General features: G+C 62.3%; 11 protein-coding genes. 6 read left to right on the forward strand and 5 right to left on the reverse strand.

What is annotated here, in order from left to right; translation table 11 throughout:
• Window positions 1-31 precede the first annotated feature (31 nt).
• The gene (locus VMA09_13180; protein ID HUA34554.1) at window positions 32-3,241 is read right to left on the reverse strand and encodes an AAA family ATPase; all 3,210 of its coding nucleotides are present in this window, start codon (window positions 3,239-3,241) and stop codon (window positions 32-34) included.
• Between the two features lie 204 nt (window positions 3,242-3,445).
• Here VMA09_13180 and VMA09_13185 point away from each other — a divergent pair, with 204 nt between their 5' ends.
• Genes VMA09_13185 through coaE form a run of 3 tightly spaced genes read left to right on the forward strand, consistent with a single transcriptional unit; the run spans window position 3,446 to window position 8,308 of the window.
• Entirely contained in the window at window positions 3,446-5,887 is a 2,442-nt protein-coding gene (locus VMA09_13185; protein HUA34555.1) for a glycosyltransferase, read from the forward strand.
• Between the two features lie 6 nt (window positions 5,888-5,893).
• Window positions 5,894-7,672, forward strand: coding sequence for an ABC transporter ATP-binding protein (locus VMA09_13190; protein HUA34556.1), 1,779 nt, complete (start codon window positions 5,894-5,896; stop codon window positions 7,670-7,672).
• A gap of 30 nt (window positions 7,673-7,702) precedes the next feature.
• Window positions 7,703-8,308, forward strand: a complete 606-nt coding sequence (coaE, locus tag VMA09_13195) for a dephospho-CoA kinase (protein HUA34557.1) — start codon at window positions 7,703-7,705, stop codon at window positions 8,306-8,308.
• On the opposite strand, the gene VMA09_13200 is transcribed toward coaE, so the two are convergent.
• The gene (locus VMA09_13200; protein ID HUA34558.1) at window positions 8,305-9,075 is read right to left on the reverse strand and encodes a hypothetical protein; all 771 of its coding nucleotides are present in this window, start codon (window positions 9,073-9,075) and stop codon (window positions 8,305-8,307) included. The two genes, coaE and VMA09_13200, sit on opposite strands and share 4 nt — an antisense overlap.
• 353 nt (window positions 9,076-9,428) lie before the next feature.
• Between VMA09_13200 and VMA09_13205 the strand changes: the two genes are divergently transcribed.
• Window positions 9,429-10,355, forward strand: coding sequence for a ketopantoate reductase family protein (locus tag VMA09_13205; GenBank protein ID HUA34559.1), 927 nt, complete (start codon window positions 9,429-9,431; stop codon window positions 10,353-10,355).
• An 8-nt stretch (window positions 10,356-10,363) separates the two neighbouring features.
• Here VMA09_13205 and VMA09_13210 read toward each other — a convergent pair whose 3' ends face one another.
• Together VMA09_13210 and prfB are read right to left on the reverse strand one after the other, a co-directional pair.
• Window positions 10,364-11,077 (reverse strand): glutathione binding-like protein, encoded by a 714-nt coding sequence (locus VMA09_13210; GenBank protein ID HUA34560.1) that lies wholly within the window; start codon window positions 11,075-11,077, stop codon window positions 10,364-10,366.
• A 110-nt stretch (window positions 11,078-11,187) separates the two neighbouring features.
• Window positions 11,188-12,291, reverse strand: coding sequence for a peptide chain release factor 2 (gene prfB, locus VMA09_13215; GenBank protein HUA34561.1), 1,104 nt, complete (start codon window positions 12,289-12,291; stop codon window positions 11,188-11,190).
• Between the two features lie 261 nt (window positions 12,292-12,552).
• Between prfB and VMA09_13220 the strand changes: the two genes are divergently transcribed.
• Together VMA09_13220 and VMA09_13225 are read left to right on the forward strand one after the other, a co-directional pair.
• On the forward strand, window positions 12,553-13,779 hold the full coding sequence (locus tag VMA09_13220; GenBank protein HUA34562.1) for a CoA transferase: 1,227 nt from the start codon (window positions 12,553-12,555) through the stop codon (window positions 13,777-13,779).
• A 549-nt stretch (window positions 13,780-14,328) separates the two neighbouring features.
• Window positions 14,329-15,324 carry an IS110 family transposase gene (locus VMA09_13225; protein ID HUA34563.1) on the forward strand — a complete coding sequence of 332 codons (996 nt, stop codon included), beginning with the start codon at window positions 14,329-14,331 and terminating at the stop codon, window positions 15,322-15,324.
• Here the strand turns inward: VMA09_13225 and lnt are convergent.
• Window positions 15,321-16,943: an apolipoprotein N-acyltransferase gene (lnt, locus tag VMA09_13230; GenBank protein HUA34564.1), complete on the reverse strand. Its 1,623-nt coding sequence runs from the start codon at window positions 16,941-16,943 to the stop codon at window positions 15,321-15,323. The genes VMA09_13225 and lnt overlap by 4 nt on opposite strands.
• Window positions 16,944-16,945 lie beyond the last annotated feature (2 nt).

Raw genomic sequence — 16,945 nt, forward strand, 5'->3', positions numbered from 1 at the left:
ATTTCACCCGCCCCGCCGCGAGACAAGGCGGTTAAGGGCGCGGGTCGATTTGCGCGAGCGTTGCGGCGGCGCGCGCGATCCATCCGGTCATGCCGATGATTTTGAATTGCCCGAGAGCTGCATCGAGCAGCGGGCGCGCGAGACGACCATCACCGTTTCGCGCGCGCCGGAGGTACATCAGCGCTTCGTCGTAGTCGACGATCGCGCGCACGATCCGCGAACCCTGCTCGTCGAGTGCCCGCCGCGCCTGCGCAAAGAAGTCGCTGGCCTCTTCGTATCTGCCGTGCAGCGCCGAGAGCCATCCGAGCGACAAACGGCTGTCGCGCATCGTGGGGCGAAAGTCAGGCGCCAGGACTTTCTCACGAATGCTGCGCTCGATGATCTCCGCGTAATCGGTTCGATTGAGTAACCACAGCGCGAGCGCCGCGCTGCAGGCTGCGCTCGCGTAGAGAGGAACGAATGGCGTGCCGGCTTCCAGCGCAGCCGGCACCCGTCCGACCCATCGCAGCGCAATGTCCGGCTGGCCGAGGCGCGCGTTGACATATGCTGCCGTGGCCGCAAACGCTGCGATCGCGAACCGGCTCTGTGGGAGCGGCTGCGCCAGCAACCGTCGTGGACCCTCGGCCAGCAGCATTTCATCCCACCCGCAATCGGTCGCGAAGAGCAGTCCCTGCCGTACGGCCAGCAGGCTGATGTACTGCATCGATACGCCAACCTCGCGAACCGAAAATGCCGACGCGCGATCGTAGGCGGCCTGTGCTGCAATGATATCGCCGAGGCCCAGATGGCAGTGGGCGACATTCGACCAGCAGTTCATCGCCCACGAGATGCGACCCTTGCGCTCGGCATCCGCAGCTTCGCGTTCCCATATCGGCAGTGTGCGCCCATACTCGCCGGCGAAAAACGTCAACGCGAAAGGAGTCGCGTCGGGATTCCGCATTATCTCCTCGCGTGAATCGAACGCCGGCTCCATGCCGTGCGCGATCACTTCGGCCTGCGGCAACCGCTTCAATATCGAGCGCCATTGGCGATATCCCGCGGAGTCCAGGCGAATGCCGGGATTGGCCGGATCGTTCGCCTCTTCGCGAAGCCGATTCAATTCCTCAAGGCTGGCCCAAATGATGTCCCGCCGCTCGCCGATGTGATCCAGACCTTCGTGCGCGAGATCGAATGCGCCGCCGGTCAGACCGGCGACGTTCATATAGCGCGCTGCGTTTTCGTAATACTCGGCGACCGCGGATTCTCCGGCGCCCGCCGCTATCATCGCCGCAGTCTCGCGGATGATCTTGAGCGCTTCCTGCGCTTGAAGCGTGGAGGTGAGTGCAAATCCAAGCCGCGTCATCAGATCGCGCCGGCGCGGATCGCTCGGCGGCAGAAGCTCGAGCGCGATGCGCAGGAAGACCACGACCTCGTCGTGCGCGTAGGCTTTCTCGGCGTTGTTCGCCGCCGCGATCGCGTACTCGACGCCGCGTTCGGCGCCCGAAGCACGCGAGCCGCGCCAGAACTGATACGCAACTTCGGCGGCGTGCTCGCTCGCAAGCTCGCCCCATTCGCGTTCCATCGCCTCCGCGATCTGCCGATGAAGCCGCACGCGCCGGGGCGGATTCAGTTCGGCATAGAGCGCGTGCCTGATGAGCGCGTGGGTGAAATCGAAGCTCTCGGACGACGGCCCAGGCCGCAGCAGGTGCGCGTCGAGCGCTTCGTCGGCGGCGGTCAGCGCAGTGTCTTCATCGAGGCCCGCGACCGCAGCGGCGACATCAAATGAGAATGCGCCGTTGAATGCCGCGCCGACGCTGAGCAGCCGCCTCGCCTCGTCAGAAAGTCGCAAAATACGTCTGGCGATTATTTCGCGCACGCCTTCAGGGATCCCCAGCTCTTCGATACTGAGCGTCGAGGTCCAGCCCTCGCCGTCGCGCAGAATCCGTCCTTCCTCCATCAGATGGAGCAGAACTTCGCGGATGAAAAACGGATTGCCTTCGGTCTCATCGCTGAGCGCCTTGACCAGCGCGCCGGGCGCGTCCTTGTCGCCGATCATGCCAAGCAGCTCGGCGACCTCACCGCCGGCGAGGCCCTTGAGCGAGATACTCTCGAAGTCGCGCAGCCGTCTAATCGCGGCGAGCGCGCCCGAAAGCGGATGCTGCCGGCCGACTTCGCCCTCGCGATACGCGCCGATCAGCAGGATCGGATAGCTCGGCACGAAATGCGCGACATGACCAAGCATCGCAACCGTGCCGCGATCGGCCCAATGCAGATCGTCGAGAATCAGAACCAGCGGCGCGATTTGCGCGAGTGCAATCAGCGCCTGCGCGACCGCGTCGAGCAACCGAAACCGCTCCTCGTCCTTCTCGAGCGCGGGCGGATCGGGAATCGAGCCAAGATGGCGTCTGAGCGACGGCGCGATGCGCGCGAGCGTCGCGGCACTGTCGCCGAGCACGGTCTTCAACTCCTCGGCGGAAGCCTCGCGCGCGTAATCGGAGATCGCCTCGGCGAACGGGCCGTAAGGTGGCTGAAATTCGCCGTCGTAGCACGCGCCGCGCATCACGCGCGCGCCGTGCTGCCGGGCGGCGTCGCTGAACTCCTCGAGCGTGCGCGTTTTGCCGATGCCGGGCTCGCCCGTCAGCATCGCAACCGAGCCATGGCTGCCCGTTGCCGAATCGAGCTTGGCCATCAGCCGCTTGATTTGCGTCACGCGCCCGACGAATGGCGTGCGACTCAGCAGCGCGGCCGGATCGTTGCGCTCGTAAACGACCTCGCAGGCCGCGACCGGCGCGGTGATGCCTTTCAGATCGAGCAGGCCGGCGTCGCGGAAGTTGAAGGCATGCCGCGCGCTCAGCAAATCCGCGACCAGCTTGCTGCACAGGATCTGTCCCGCCTGCGCGCGATCACAAAGCCGCCGCGCCGTCACCACCGCGGCGCCGAAGTAGCCCTCATCGCGGCGCATTGCCTCGCCGACGTGGATCCCGATGCGAATCTCGAAATGCGTACCGGCGGCCGGACGCCGCGCGGTCTGTTGCACCTGGATCGCGCATCGAATCGCATCCGCGGTCGAGGCGAAGACCGCGAGCACGCCGTCGCCGAGCCATTGCAGCTCCTGCCCGCCTGCCGCAGTGACGGCATCGGTCATGAGCTTGTGATGGGCGCGGAAGAGCTGCTGACCCGCTTCGTCGCCGGCGCGCTCGAGATGCTCGGTCGAGCCGACGAGGTCGGTGAAGAGAAAAGTAACTGTGCCAGACTGCGCCATTTTAAGCGGAAAAGATTGGCCTTGTACTGTCAATTATTGATTTGTGCTCTATATCGACACGTTAAGTTTTAACACGTTAATCAAGCGCGCCACAATTGCGGATTTTTTGTCAACTTGTAGACTCGTGGCGATGACTCGGCGTGAGGTTCCGCCGCGACAGCGCCGCGTTGCGCGCGCGGATTCTTTCCGCTTAGCTCATCGGTCATGAGCCGCCTGCTGGCCCGTGGCAAATACCTCTATGACGGCGAACAGAAGTTCTATGTTCGCGGCGTCTCATATGGTCCGTTTCCGCCCAACTCGCGCGGCGAGCGCTATCCCGAGCCGGAGCGCACGGCGCTGGATTTCGCTCTCATGCGCACTATGGGTGTCAACACCGTGCGCGTTTACGTGCCGCCGCCGGACTGGATGTTCGAGGAAGCGGCGAAGGCGGGACTGCGCCTGATGGTCGGGATCCCGTGGCCGTTCCACATGGCGTTTCTCGATACGCCCGGGATGGCGGCCGAGATTCGCGAGACGATCCGCAGCAGCGTCGCTGCGATGCGCAAGCACGAGGACTCGATTCTGGCCTTCAGCCTCGGCAACGAGATTCGCTCCGATATCGTGCGGTGGCACGGACCGCGCAAGGTGAGCCGCTTTCTGGCCGAGCTTTACGATATTGGCAAGCAGCTCGCGCCCGAGGCGCTCTTCACCTACTCGAACTACCCGTCGGCCGAGTATCTCGATCTCACGTTCCTCGATTTCGTTTCGTTCAATGTGTACCTGCATCGCGAAGAAGATTTCCGCCGCTACCTGACGCATCTGATGGGTATTAGCGGCGAGTGCCCGCTGGTGTTGAGCGAAACCGGCATGGACACGATTCGCGAGGGTGAACAGCATCAGGCGGATCTGCTGTCGTGGCAGGGGCGCGCCGCGTTCGAATCGGGGCTCAGCGGCTTTATCGTGTTCGCCTTTACCGACGAATGGCACACGGGCGGCGCGGAGATTACCGACTGGGCATTCGGCCTCGTGCGCAAGGATCGCACGCCGAAGATCGCATTCGATGCGATGAAGCAGGTCTACGCCGCGCCGCTCCCACCGTCGCTTTCCAGCACGCCGAAGGTGAGCGTCGTCGTGCCGGCGTTCAATGCCGCCGCGACGATCGGCGCGTGCCTCGAGTCGCTGCGTTCGCTCAACTATCCAGACTACGAAACGATCGTCGTCGATGACGGCTCTACCGATTCGACCGCCGAGATCGCTGCGCAGGGCGGTGCGCGCGTGGTGAAGATCGAGCATCGCGGGTTGGGTGCGGCGCGCAACGAAGGAGCGCGCGCGGCGCGCGGCGAGATCATCGCCTATATCGATGCCGACGCGTGCGCCGATCGCGATTGGCTCTATTTCCTGGTCGAAACGATCGTGCGTCGCAACGCCGCAGCGGCCGGCGGTCCTAACTTCGCGCCCGAACCTGTCTCGGCAACGGCAGCCGCGCTCGCATGCGCGCCGGGACTTCCGCGCGAGGTGCGCGCCGGCGACGATCGGCTCTCGCAGCTATGCGGCTGCAACATGGCGATTCGAAAATCGGCGCTGGAAAAAATCGGCGGCTTCGACGAGATGTTCACGACCGCGGGCGACGATACTGATCTGTCGTGGCGATTGACCGCCGCCGGCGAGCTGCTCGCCTACGTACCCGCCGCCGTCGTGATTCACGAACGCCGCGCGACGATGGGCGCGTATCTCGCACAGCAACGCGGCTACGGCGCAGGCGAAGGTCTGCTCTATCTCAAATATCCGTTGCGTAAATCGTCTGACGCGAACATTTACGCGGGGCCGTCATGGCTCGCGTCTTTTTTCTCTCGTGCCCGCGTTTACTACGGCGCTTTCGGACGCGGACTGTTCCAGACGGTGTACTCGTCAGGTCCTTCGATTGTTGAGCTTCCGCTGACTGCGCCGTGGGTCATTATTTCATTGACATTCCTTCTAGGGTGGTTTTTCGGCGACCGTACGATAGTCGTACTTGGAGCGGCTGGGGTCATTGCTACCCTTCTTGCTTTGGGCGCATTCGCCGCCACAGCGCCACTGCGAAAAGATTACTCCGGAATCTATGCGCGATTCATTCTGGCGCTGGCGACGATGCTGGGCTCGCTGCGGCGGTCGTGGAACCGCACTTGGGGAAGACCGCTGCGATTCAAATCGACCCCGGACGAAAGATCGCGCTGGAGGCCGCGACTGAGAAATCAGCTCCGACTGGAGACGACGAAGCCGGATGTCCCCCTGGATGTGCCGGTGCTGATGCGCGAGCTACGACGGGGGTTAATTACGCGCGGCTTGGCAGTCGCGGAGTCGGACGGCTACCAGGCTTATGATCTGCGGATACTCCGTCAGTTCGCCGCATTGGATATAAATTGCATTCGCGAGGCCGAGGGGGTGCGGCTTACATCCAGAGGTCGAATGGTCTGGCGTTCCGCTCTTTCGGCCTATGCCGTGCTGCTGCTGATAGATCTCATAGTCGACTTCAATGTTTCCGAAACGTTCGCGGCAATCGTCGGCATGATGATCGTCGTCGTGGCCGCGCTGTTCGTAACTTCGATGCTGCTCAATCCGGTGATCCTGAGTACGGCAAGCGCGATCGTGCCTTCGCTTGGTGCGCGCGTTGTTGAGGAGCAGAACTGAGGCGCAGTGGGGACGCTTGCCCTCTATCGCTATGCGCTCTTGCAGATGCGCCGCAACTGGGGGCGGCTTACGATCTCGCTCCTCGCCGTGCTGCTCGCTTCGATTGCCGAAGTCCTCAAGCCGTGGCCGCTCAAGATCGTTATCGACAACGTGTTGCGCGGCGCGCCGGTCTCGATGCGCTGGATTCCGGCGATGCCGACCGCCGAGCTGCTGATCGCCGCGTGCGTCAGCCTCGTCATCCTCTACACGATTCTCGGCTTGCTCAATGTCACGACTAACTACCTGACGATCGCGATCGGCCAGCGGATGGTCAACGAGCTGCGCGCGCGCATGTTCGACCATCTGCAGCGCTTGTCGTTGTCGTTCCATCGTCGGCGCGAAATCGGCGACCTGATGGTGCGAATCGCCTACGACACCTTCGCGATCCAGACCATTGCGATGAACGGCTTCTATCCGATCGTGTCGGCGATGATCCTGCTGCTCGCGATGTTCTTCGTGATGCTCAAGATGGACGTGACGCTGACGCTGATCGCGCTCGGCGTTATCCCGATGCTCGTGCTGCTCATCATCTCGGTCAGCGGGCGAATCGATGAGCTCGCGGGCGGCGCGCGAATCAAGGAGAGCCGCCTCTACACCGTCGCCCACACCGCGCTCGCCGCGATTCACGTCGTGCAGGCGTTCACGCGCGAAAATGAATCGTACAGCGAGTTCGTCGAGTCGAGCAGCGACAGCCTGCGCCAGACGCTGCGCCTCTACGTGCTCCAGACGATCTACGCGGGCGGAGTGCAGGTGATGATCGCGTGCGGCACCGCGCTCGTGATCTATATCGGCGCGCGGCACGTGATGAACGGGCATCTCACGATCGGCGACCTCGTCGTGTTCACGACTTACCTCGCCTCGCTGTACGCGCCGGTGAATCAGATCTCGCAGACCTTCGGCGCGATCCAGGGCGCGAAGGCGGGGCTGCGCCGATGCCTCGAGCTGCTCGAGATCAATCCCGAGATCAAAGACCGTCCCGATGCGATCGCGATCGGGCGTGCGCGCGGCGCGGTCGAATTCGACAACGTCGCGTTCGGCTACGAGCCCGGGCGCCCGGTGCTGAAGGGAATCAGCTTCAAGGCGGAGCCGGGCGAGACGATCGCGATCGTCGGTCCGAGCGGCAGCGGCAAGACCACGATGGCGAGTCTGCTCGCGCGCTTTTACGATCCCGAAAGCGGCGTGATTCGCGTCGATGGTCACGATGTGCGCGGGCTCAAGCTCGAATCACTGCGACGCAATGTCGCGATGGTTCTGCAGCCGCCGCTGGTCGTGGGCGGCACGGTACGTATCAACGTCGCATTCGGCCGCCCGGGCGTGACCGATGCCGAAGTCGCCCGCGCCGTCGAGCAGGCGCGGCTCGGGCCCGTAATCGCCAAGCTCGATCGCGGGCTCGAAGAAATCGTGGGACAGGGCGGACACAGCTTGTCGGAAGGCGAAGCACAACGAGTCACGATCGCACGCGCATTGCTCAAGGACGCGCCGATTCTGATCATGGATGAGCCGACGAGCGCGCTCGACGCGGAAACCGAATCACTGGTGATGGCGGCGGTGGAAGATGCGATGCAGGGGCGAACTACGCTCGTGATCGCGCATCGCCTGTCGACGATTCAGAACGCCGATCGCATCCTGGTGCTGCGCGACGGGCTGATCGTCGAGCAGGGCAAATTCGATCAACTGTTGGCCCTAGAGGGTTTCTTCAGCTACCTCTACAACATCCAGGCGTGGAAGCATGAAGCCGCAAGCTGAGCGTGGACACGACCGAACGCGGAGATTTAGATGCTGACGATTGGACTCACTGGCGGAATCGGCTCGGGCAAGAGCACGGTTTCGAAGATGCTCGCGGAAATGGGCGCGCCGATTCTCGACGCCGATAAGGTCGGCCATGGGATCTACGCGCCAGGCGGTCCCGCTTACGAAGACGTAATCGCGGCATTCGGCCGCGAGATCCTCGCGCCCGATGGCACCGTCGATCGCAAGAAGCTCGGGCCAATCGTGTTCGGCGATCCGAATGCGTTGAAAAAGCTGAACTCGATCGTGCACCCGAAGATGCTCGCCGAGATGCGGCGGCTGGTGAACGACATGCGCGATTCCGGCGAGGCGAAACCGATCATTGTCGAGGCGGCGATTCTGATCGAAGCGAACTGGCAGCCGATGTGCGACGAAGTATGGCTGGTCCGCGCATCCAATAAACGCGTCATCGAACGCGTCGAGCGCGATCGCGGGATGAAGCCCGAGCAGACGGAGGCGCGCATCCGCGCCCAGCTTTCCGACGACGAGCGCCGCAAGCACGCCGACTATGTGATCGAGAACGAAGGTTCGCTCGACGATCTGCGCGCCGCCGTGAGCCGTGCCTGGAACGGCGTGCTCTCGCGCAATCGCTAGGCGCTCAAGAGCGCGACGATTCCAATCGCGGCGATTTCGACGATCCCGCATCCTCCCGCCAGCGCGAATCCCGATGCTCCCCCGAGCGCGCGGCTGAACACGAGCCGCAACGCCAGGATCACGAGCGCGATCGCGATAATCACCAGCAGGCCGATATTGCGATAGAGGCCCATCATCAGACCGAGTGCCACGACGCTCGAAACGGCGAACTCCCGAAACGTGAGGCCGCCTTCGAACGCAATGCCGAGTCCCCAATGCTCCAGCGGGCGGAGTCCGTAGCCAATCGGCACGATCGACCATCGCGAGAGCGTGATCGCGATCACGATCGCGGCCGAGCGCGACCCCTGGTCGTGGATTCGCGCGAGGCACCATACCTCGAAGATGAATGCGGCCAGCGCAGTGAGCGCAGATATGGGGCCGACGCGCGCAAGCCCTGTCGATGCGAGCCGGCCGCCGCGGCGCAGCGCTTCGACGGTATCGGCAATTCCGCGCTGCGCGAGGCCGAGCGAGATCGCGATTCCGATCAGCAACACGAGAATTGAGCGAGTGACGGCGCTGACGGCGAGCGCGAGCGCATCGTCGGCGAGCGCTAGCGCAACGCCGATCGCAAGGCCGATGATGGGCAGGAAGATCAATGCGCGCGCGCGTTCGGACGAGGTACCGCGACGCCGTTCATCGAGAATCGGCCATAGCGTGACGGCGGCGACTGCGAGGATCGCCTCGAATGCCCAGGCGCGTAGCGATTCTGTCTGCTGCTCATCATCCATTGCGGTGGTGACTGTTTATCCTGAATATCAGCGCCCGCAAAGTAGGATGCGCCACTGGGTAGGAGCCAAAGGAGGGCGCTCACCCGCGCTGTTCGGCACCGGCCCCTTTGGGGGCTTCCAATATCCCTCGACATTGCTCGGGATGACGGAATTTTTCTCTGGCTGCGACAAAAGGAGGCGCGGACTATCGTCTGTGCGGCCAATCTGCGGGCAGGGACGCCCATCCTGCTATTTTCGAAGCACCGGAAGTGACTGCTAGTCATTTCAGGACCACTATTTGCAAATAATCATTGGCGAAGGCCTGCGAAACGGCTCGGTCGTAACACCTCTTTCGACGTGGTAACCAAATTCTCATGAAGATTCTTGTGATGGGCGCGGGTGCGGTCGGATCTTACTTCGGGGCGCGGCTGGCTGCTGCTGGTGAGGAGGTAGTTCTGTGCGCACGAGGTAGTTACCTCACGGCGTTTCGCACGCGTGGGATTGCGATCAAGAGTATCTGTGGCGATCTTAAGCTCGATTCGATTCTTGCGACTGACGATCCGCGCGAGTTCGAGCCCTACGATCTGATCCTTTTCTGCGTGAAGGCTTACGATACTGATGCTGCCGCGAAGGCGATCGAGGGATGTCTCAAAGACGGCGGCGTGATCCTGACGTTGCAGAATGGCGTCGAGAACGAGGAGCGCCTGGCCGCGATCTTCGGCCGCGCTGCGATCATGGGCGGCAATGCGCGCGTCGGCGTCGAGATGATCGAGCCCGGCGAGCTGGTGCATCTGAGCTCCGGGCATATCGATTTCGGCGAGCTCGACGGGCGTGAAACCGAGCGCGCGCGTGAGATGGCCGAGGCGTTTCGGCGCGCGGGAATCCTCGGCGAGCTGACGCCGAAGATCAAAACGCTGCGCTGGGACAAGCTGGTATGGAACGGCGCATTCAATTCGGTCGCGACGATCACGCGATGCCGCGTCGGCGAGATCCTCGATGATCCCGAAGGGTTGCGGCTCGTTACCGATCTGATGCGTGAGATTATCGCGGTCGCGCGCGCCGATGGCGCCGAGATCGAATTCGGCCGCGTCGATTCATACCTCGCGCATTCGCAGAAAAATCTGCGCGCGATTAAAACCTCGACGCAGCAGGATCTCGAGCGCGGCAAGCGGCTCGAGTTCGAGGCGCTCGCGGGCGCAGTCGTGCGCGCGGCTAATCGCCACGGCGTCGCCGTTCCGATCATGCAAACTATTTATGCGCTGCTGAGACTGATTGACGGTTCACGCGCACGCCGCTCGTAGCGCGGCGACTAGCGCTTTTCGAACTGCTTGGTGCCGAAGAGGATTTCCCAGGACTTCTTGTCCTGTTGTGGCGCCTGTTGCTGCGCGCGCATCCGCTCGACCACATCGGCCATCACGGCGAAGCCGCGCCTGGTGGCCGGGCGGTCGCGCAGCTCCTCGAACCATTTCTTGAGATGCGGGAAATCGTCGAGGTTCTGACCCTGCATCGCGTGCGGCACGAGCCATGGATAGATCGCGATATCGGCGATCGAGAAGTTGCCCGCGATGTACTTCGCTTCGGCCAGGCGTTTGTCGATGACGTTGTAGATGCGCTTGGCTTCGTTGGTGTAGCGGCTGATCGCGTAGTCGAGCTTCTCGGGCGCATATTTGCGGAAGTGATGCGCCTGGCCAAGCATCGGGCCGACGCTCGCCATCTGGAACATCAGCCACTGGATGACGTCGTACTTGCCGCGCGTGTCCGAGGGCATCAGCTGGCCGGTTTTCTCGGCGAGGTACATGAGGATCGCGCCCGACTCGAAGATCGAGATCGGTTTGCCACCGGGGCCTTCGGAATCCGTGATCGCCGGCATCCGGTTGTTGGGGCTGATTTTCAGGAAGTCGGGCTTGAACTGATCGCCGGCGCCGATGTTAACCTGCACGACGTTATATTTGAGACCCACCTCTTCTAGCATCCAGGTGACCTTGTAGCCGTTGGGCGTGGGCCAGAAATAAACGTCGATCATCGAAGACCTCCGGGGCGGTGTTGCGGGCGCGATCAATCCAAGCGCCGTTGCGATCTGAAACTTGGATCAGCCGCTCGCGCGACGCAACTGCGCTCGGCGCTTGCACTCGGCTAGTTGAGCTCGGCGCCGGCGTCGCCCTTGCGCACGCCCATCAGGTAGGCCTGGATAAACTCGTCGATCGCACCGTCGAGCACGGCGTCGGTATTGCCGATCTCGACGCCTGTGCGATGGTCCTTGACCATGCGATAGGGCTGCAGCACGTAGGAGCGAATCTGGCTGCCCCAGGTGATCTCCTTTTTCTCCTTGCTGAACTTCTCGAGCTCCTCGCGCTTTTTCTGCTGCTCGAGCTCGAACAGCCGCGAGCGCAGGATCTTCATCGCCATCGCGCGGTTCTTATGCTGCGAGCGCTCGTTCTGGCAGCTTACGACGATTCCGGTCGGAAGATGCGTGAAGCGCACGGCCGAGTCGGTCTTGTTGACGTGCTGGCCGCCCGCGCCCGAGGCGCGAAAAGTATCGATGCGCAGATCGGCGGGATTGATCACGACTTCGACCTTGTCGTCGATCGCTGGATACACGAACACCGAGGCGAACGACGTATGGCGCCGCGCGTTGGAATCGTAGGGCGAGATGCGCACGAGGCGATGAATCCCGGCCTCGGCCTTGAGATAGCCGTAGGCGAAGTCGCCATCGACGGTGAAGGTTGCGCCCTTGATACCCGCGCCTTCACCGGGCTGCATGTCGGCGAGCTCGGCCGTGAAGCCGCGCCGCTCGGTCCATCGCATGTACATCCGCAGCAGCATCTCGGCCCAATCCTGGGCTTCCATGCCGCCCGCACCGGCATGGACGGAGACGATCGCGCCGAGGCGATCGTACTCGCCGCTGAGCATCACGCGCAGTTCAGCCTTCTCGAGTTCGTCGCCCGCGCTCGCCAATGCGGCGGCGCCTTCGCGCGCGGCCTCGCCCTCCTCGGTGCCCTCTTCGGCGGCCATATCGAGGAAGACCTGCGCCTCGTCGAGCTTGTCGCGCAGCAGTTTCCAGGCGGCGATTTGCGCGCGGAGCTGTTCCTGCTCCTTGAGAGCGGCCTGCGCGGTTTCCTGATTGTCCCAGAAGTCCGGCTTGCCGGACTGTTCGACTAGCTTCTGATGGCGCTCGGAGAGTGCAGGGACGTCAAAGACGCCTCCCGAGTTTGTCGGCGCGATCGACGTACTCTTCAAGCTGGGTTCGCATGTCGGATAGCATGAATTACCTCCGCCGCGCGCGTCGCGGCGTCAGCGAGTATTGTGACACACATTGGTACGCGAATTAATCGTCGCGTTTATCAACCGCCCAACAGTTCCTCCAGGAGTTCACCTGGGCCTGATCGGTGCGACTGGAAATCAGAATTGAAAATGGAATTCCGGCTCAAAGCTTGAAAGATCGACAGCAAGAAAATAACGCTTGGGCACCAGATATCCGACTGGCCGATAGGGATCACAATGACCAAAGCTGAGTTTTATCGTCATGCGCGCCTCGATCTTACGGGGCCGCTAGCAGGCGTGAGAGTGCTGGAAGCTACCACGACGGCCGCCGGACCAATCTGCTCCGCCACACTCGCCGATCTAGGTGCGGACGTAATCAAAGTGGAAGTACCAACCGGTGAAGTTAATCGCCGTTTGCCGCCCTTCTATCCCGGCACGAATATCGGTGCGATCAACGGGAATATCAACCGTAATAAGCGCAGCCTGAGCCTGGATCTGCGAAAGCCTGAGGGTCGCGACATCTTTCTCAAAATTGCCGCCACGTCGGATATCGTCGTGGAAAACTTCAAGAAGGGCACGATGACGGAGTGGGGCGTCGGCTACGACAATGTCCGCAAGGTTAAACCCGACGTCGTCTATGTCTCGATTACCGGCTGGGGACAATTCGGCCCAAATTCGGATCGCGCCGGATACGATCCAATTGCGCAGGCTGCCTCCGGTTGGATGTCGATGAACGGAAACGTCGAGGGCCCACCAGTCAAAGCTGCTACGGCGATCGGCGACGAAATGGGCGGACTCAATGGAGCAATCGGCGCGATGGCGGCGCTGATCCATCGCAATCGCACTGGCGAGGGGCAGCATGTCGACATCTCGCTGCTGGAAGGTCTTGCAGGCGGAGCGGCCGGAATCCCGCTGGCAGTGGCGGCGATGGGAATCGTGCCGCAGCGGCTGGGCAACGAGTTTGGATTCGCGGTGCCGTCGAATTCTTATCGATGCAAGGATGGATGGGTGTATATCGCAGTGCTACTCGATTCTCACTGGAAGGCGCTGGCACCGATACTCGGACATCCGGAACTGGCCGAAGATCCGAACTTTACGAACCTGCTGAATCGATTGGCGAATCGGGACGCTTGCAACGCGATGGTCGCCGCCTGGGCGGCCGAACGTACGCGCTTGGAGGCGATTGAGGTGTTGCTGAAGGCGGGACTCGCTGCGAGTCCTGTCAACACATACAACGAAGCGGCCAAGGATCCGCACATGATTGAACGCGACGTCCTGCAGCCGGCCAAGATCGAAGACGGCTCAATCGCGATTCACAGTGGACCGGTCGCGAAGTTCTCCCGCACACCAATACGCGTGCGAAGCGGCGCTCCTTCGATCGGCCAACACAACGACGAGATTCTCGGTGAGATCGGAATCGACGCGGCGTCGCGAAAGCGCCTCAAGGAAACTGCAGTGATATAGCTGTGCAATCACCGACGAGGCTGTGGCCATCATTGTTTGTCCTTCTCACACGAGCAGTTCGCTGAGACTTAAGCGCGGCCGTCTTGCCAAAGCGATGTCAGGCCGCTCTGCTGGGTCGATAGTGAAGAGGGAGCAGATCCTCAGCTGGTACCGAAGCTAACGAGTAAGTGCGGCCGCGGTCGTCCGCGAATTCAACCTCGAACACACCCGCAGCCGGCGCTGCACGACTGTTCCTACTTGTCCCGCTCGGAGCCGCTGCCTTGGCAGACTCTTCTTTAGCGCGACGGGCGCAAGCAATCTGATCGAAGTGCGCATACTGTCCGCACGTCCTAAACGATATGGCAGGTAACAAGTCCAGCATCCTTGTATGTTGACGAAGTGGTAAAAGAATCAGAGTTGGTGGTGCAGCAGGCCGGTGCACCCTTGGGACAGAGATCCCGTCTAGCAGCGAAGGTCGCCGCACCACCTCTAGCGCTTAGCCCGAACGGTTGTGAGGGAAGAAAATCCCGGATTGCAAGGCGGGGCAAGCCGCGCTGAGGAGGGTGGAGCATGGAAGAGGTGAGACGGTTTGTCGGTATCGACGTCGCCAAGGCGGCACTGGACGTGTTTATCGGGTCCGCCGCAAAGGCTTTTACAGTGGCTAATGACGAGGTCGGTATCAGGGATTTAGTCAGCCAGCTCGGGCCGGCTGACTTTGTTATTCTTGAAGCGACCGGTGGCTTGGAAACGCCTGTCGCCAGCGCACTGGCGGCTGCGGGGATCGCAGTGGCGATAGTTAATCCACGCCAAGTGCGAGACTTTGCCCGTGCCACCGGCAGACTGGCCAAGACCGACCGGCTCGATGCCGAAGTGCTGGCGCGGTTCGGTGAAGCGGTTCGACCAGAAGCACGGCCGTTAGCCGACGAACAGGCCCAGGCGCTCGAAGCACTGGTTAGCCGGCGGCGCCAGTTGGTCGAGATGCTAACGGCGGAGAAGAATCGCCGGGCCCGAGGCCCAAAGGTTTTACACCGCAGCATCGATGAGCACATCCGGTGGTTAGAAAAGCGACTTTCGGCGTTCGACGATGAACTCGGCGAGTTGATCCGCAATACGCCCCTGTGGCGCGAGCGCGACGAGTTGCTGCGTTCGATGCCCGGCGTCGGCAAGGTGCTCTCCAGTACTCTGCTCGCACAGCTGCCTGAACTCGGAATGCTTAACCGCAAGCAGATCGCCGCACTGGCCGGTCTGGCCCCATTTAACCGCGACAGTGGAAGCATGCGCGGCAGCCGCTGTATCTGGGGTGGACGCGCTCAGGTCCGGCGCGTCTTGTACATGGCAACGGTGGCGGGAGTTCGCTGCAATCCCACCCTCAGAACCTTCTATCTGCGGCTGCGCGCCAATGGTAAACACGCCAAGCCCGCGCTCACCGCCTGCATGCGCAAATTCCTCGTCATTCTCAACGCCATGCTTCACAACAAAACCCACTGGCAAACGCCTGCGCTCATCTCCACTACTGCTCCCTTTTCTCCCCTCCTGGGCGCGGTTTCCCAATACGGTTGCTGCTAGGCGCGGCCGTTGGAGGATAGCTTGGGGGCGCGGGACTTGATTGGCGCTTCGACCACTAGCTCGGCGGGGCGGGGGCGAAAGCGGCCCAGCAGCAGACCTGCGATCGTCAGGAGCAGGCAGGTCTCGGCGAAGGTGTCGCCGATCATCGTGTAAACCGTGCGCTCGGGGCGCCAGGTTACCGACTCGATCTCGGTGCCGCGTTTGAAGAGCGGCGTTGGAAAATTGATATTGCCGGTTGGATCGATGATCGCGCTGATTCCGGTATTGGCGACGCGGACCATCGGCACTTTCGTTTCTGCCGAGCGCATCGTCGCCATCGCGAGTGCTTGGAAGGGCGCCGAGCTTTCGCCGTACCACGCGTCATTGGTGATGTTCACCAGCACGTCGGCGCCGTCCTTCACTTCGCGCCGCGTCAAATCCGGGAAGATACTTTCGTAACAGATGAGCACGCCGAGCTTGGCGCCCTTGAAATCGAAGAGCGTTTGTTTATCGCCCGGGATCATGTCGCCGAACCCTTTCACCACGCGATTGACGATGAAGCCGAACAGCTTGCGCGCCGGGACATACTCGCCGAACGGCACCAGCACCATCTTGTCGTAATGGCCTTCGACCTGGCCCGCGGCCGAGACGAAGTAGGCGCGATTGTAGAAGCCCTCCTGCCCATCGGTTGCGAGAGCAGGCGCGCCGAAGAGGATCGGGGTGCTGGTGTTCTTCGCGAGCGTCAGGAGCGTTTGCCGATAAGCCGCGTCGGGCAGGTAGTCGGCTGGATAATTTTCGTCAGGCTGGAAAAGAAATGCCGCCGCGGCCTCGGGCCAGACAACGAGGTCGGCGCCGCGCCGGGCAGCATCGACGGTTTCATCTTCGTAGACCTTGAAGCTCTGGGGTAGGAAGTTCGGATCCCACTTGATCGACTGCGGGATATCGCCCTGTACCATCGCGACCCGGAACGTGCCCGACGAAACCGCCTCCTTGATATTGCCGGTGCGCCAGATGCCGAAGGCGAACACGAGCGCCATCGTGCCCGTGAGCGCGCCGAGGCTGATAGTCTGCGCACGATGGCTGGTGCGGCGGAACGCGACCTCGTAAACGACCGCGTTGAAAAAGATGATCAGCGCGCCGACGCCATAGACTCCGGTGAACTCGGCGAACTGAATCAGGACGCTATTGCGATAGGCCGTGTAGCCGAGCAGGTTCCACGGAAAGCCGATCGGAAAATAGGTGCGAACCCATTCGAGCGCCGCCCACGCGAGCGGCATCGTGAGCGGACGCGGCAGCCTGAGGCGGCGCGCGATGTACTCGCCCGACGACAGCGCGATCCCGGTGTAAATCGCCATGATCCCCGCCAGCAGCATCAGCGGAATGATCGCGAGGGCGAACGGCACGTCGGCAAAATCGTGCAGCGGAATCGGAATCCAGTAGAGCGAGCCGGTGAAAGCGGCGAGGCCCTGCAGCCACGACCATGCGAGCACGCGCCGCATCGACTCGCCGTCGATCGCGTAGAAGAACGGCACGAACGCAACCCACGCCAGCAGGCTCACCTCGAATTTCGGAAATGCCAGCGCGAGCGCGAGGCCGCTGGCGACCACAAGAGCAGTGCGCGAAGCCGCGTTAGAAGACATAT

It is taken from the genome of Candidatus Binataceae bacterium (genome assembly GCA_035508495.1).
Lineage (GTDB): Bacteria > Desulfobacterota > Binatia > Binatales > Binataceae > JASHPB01.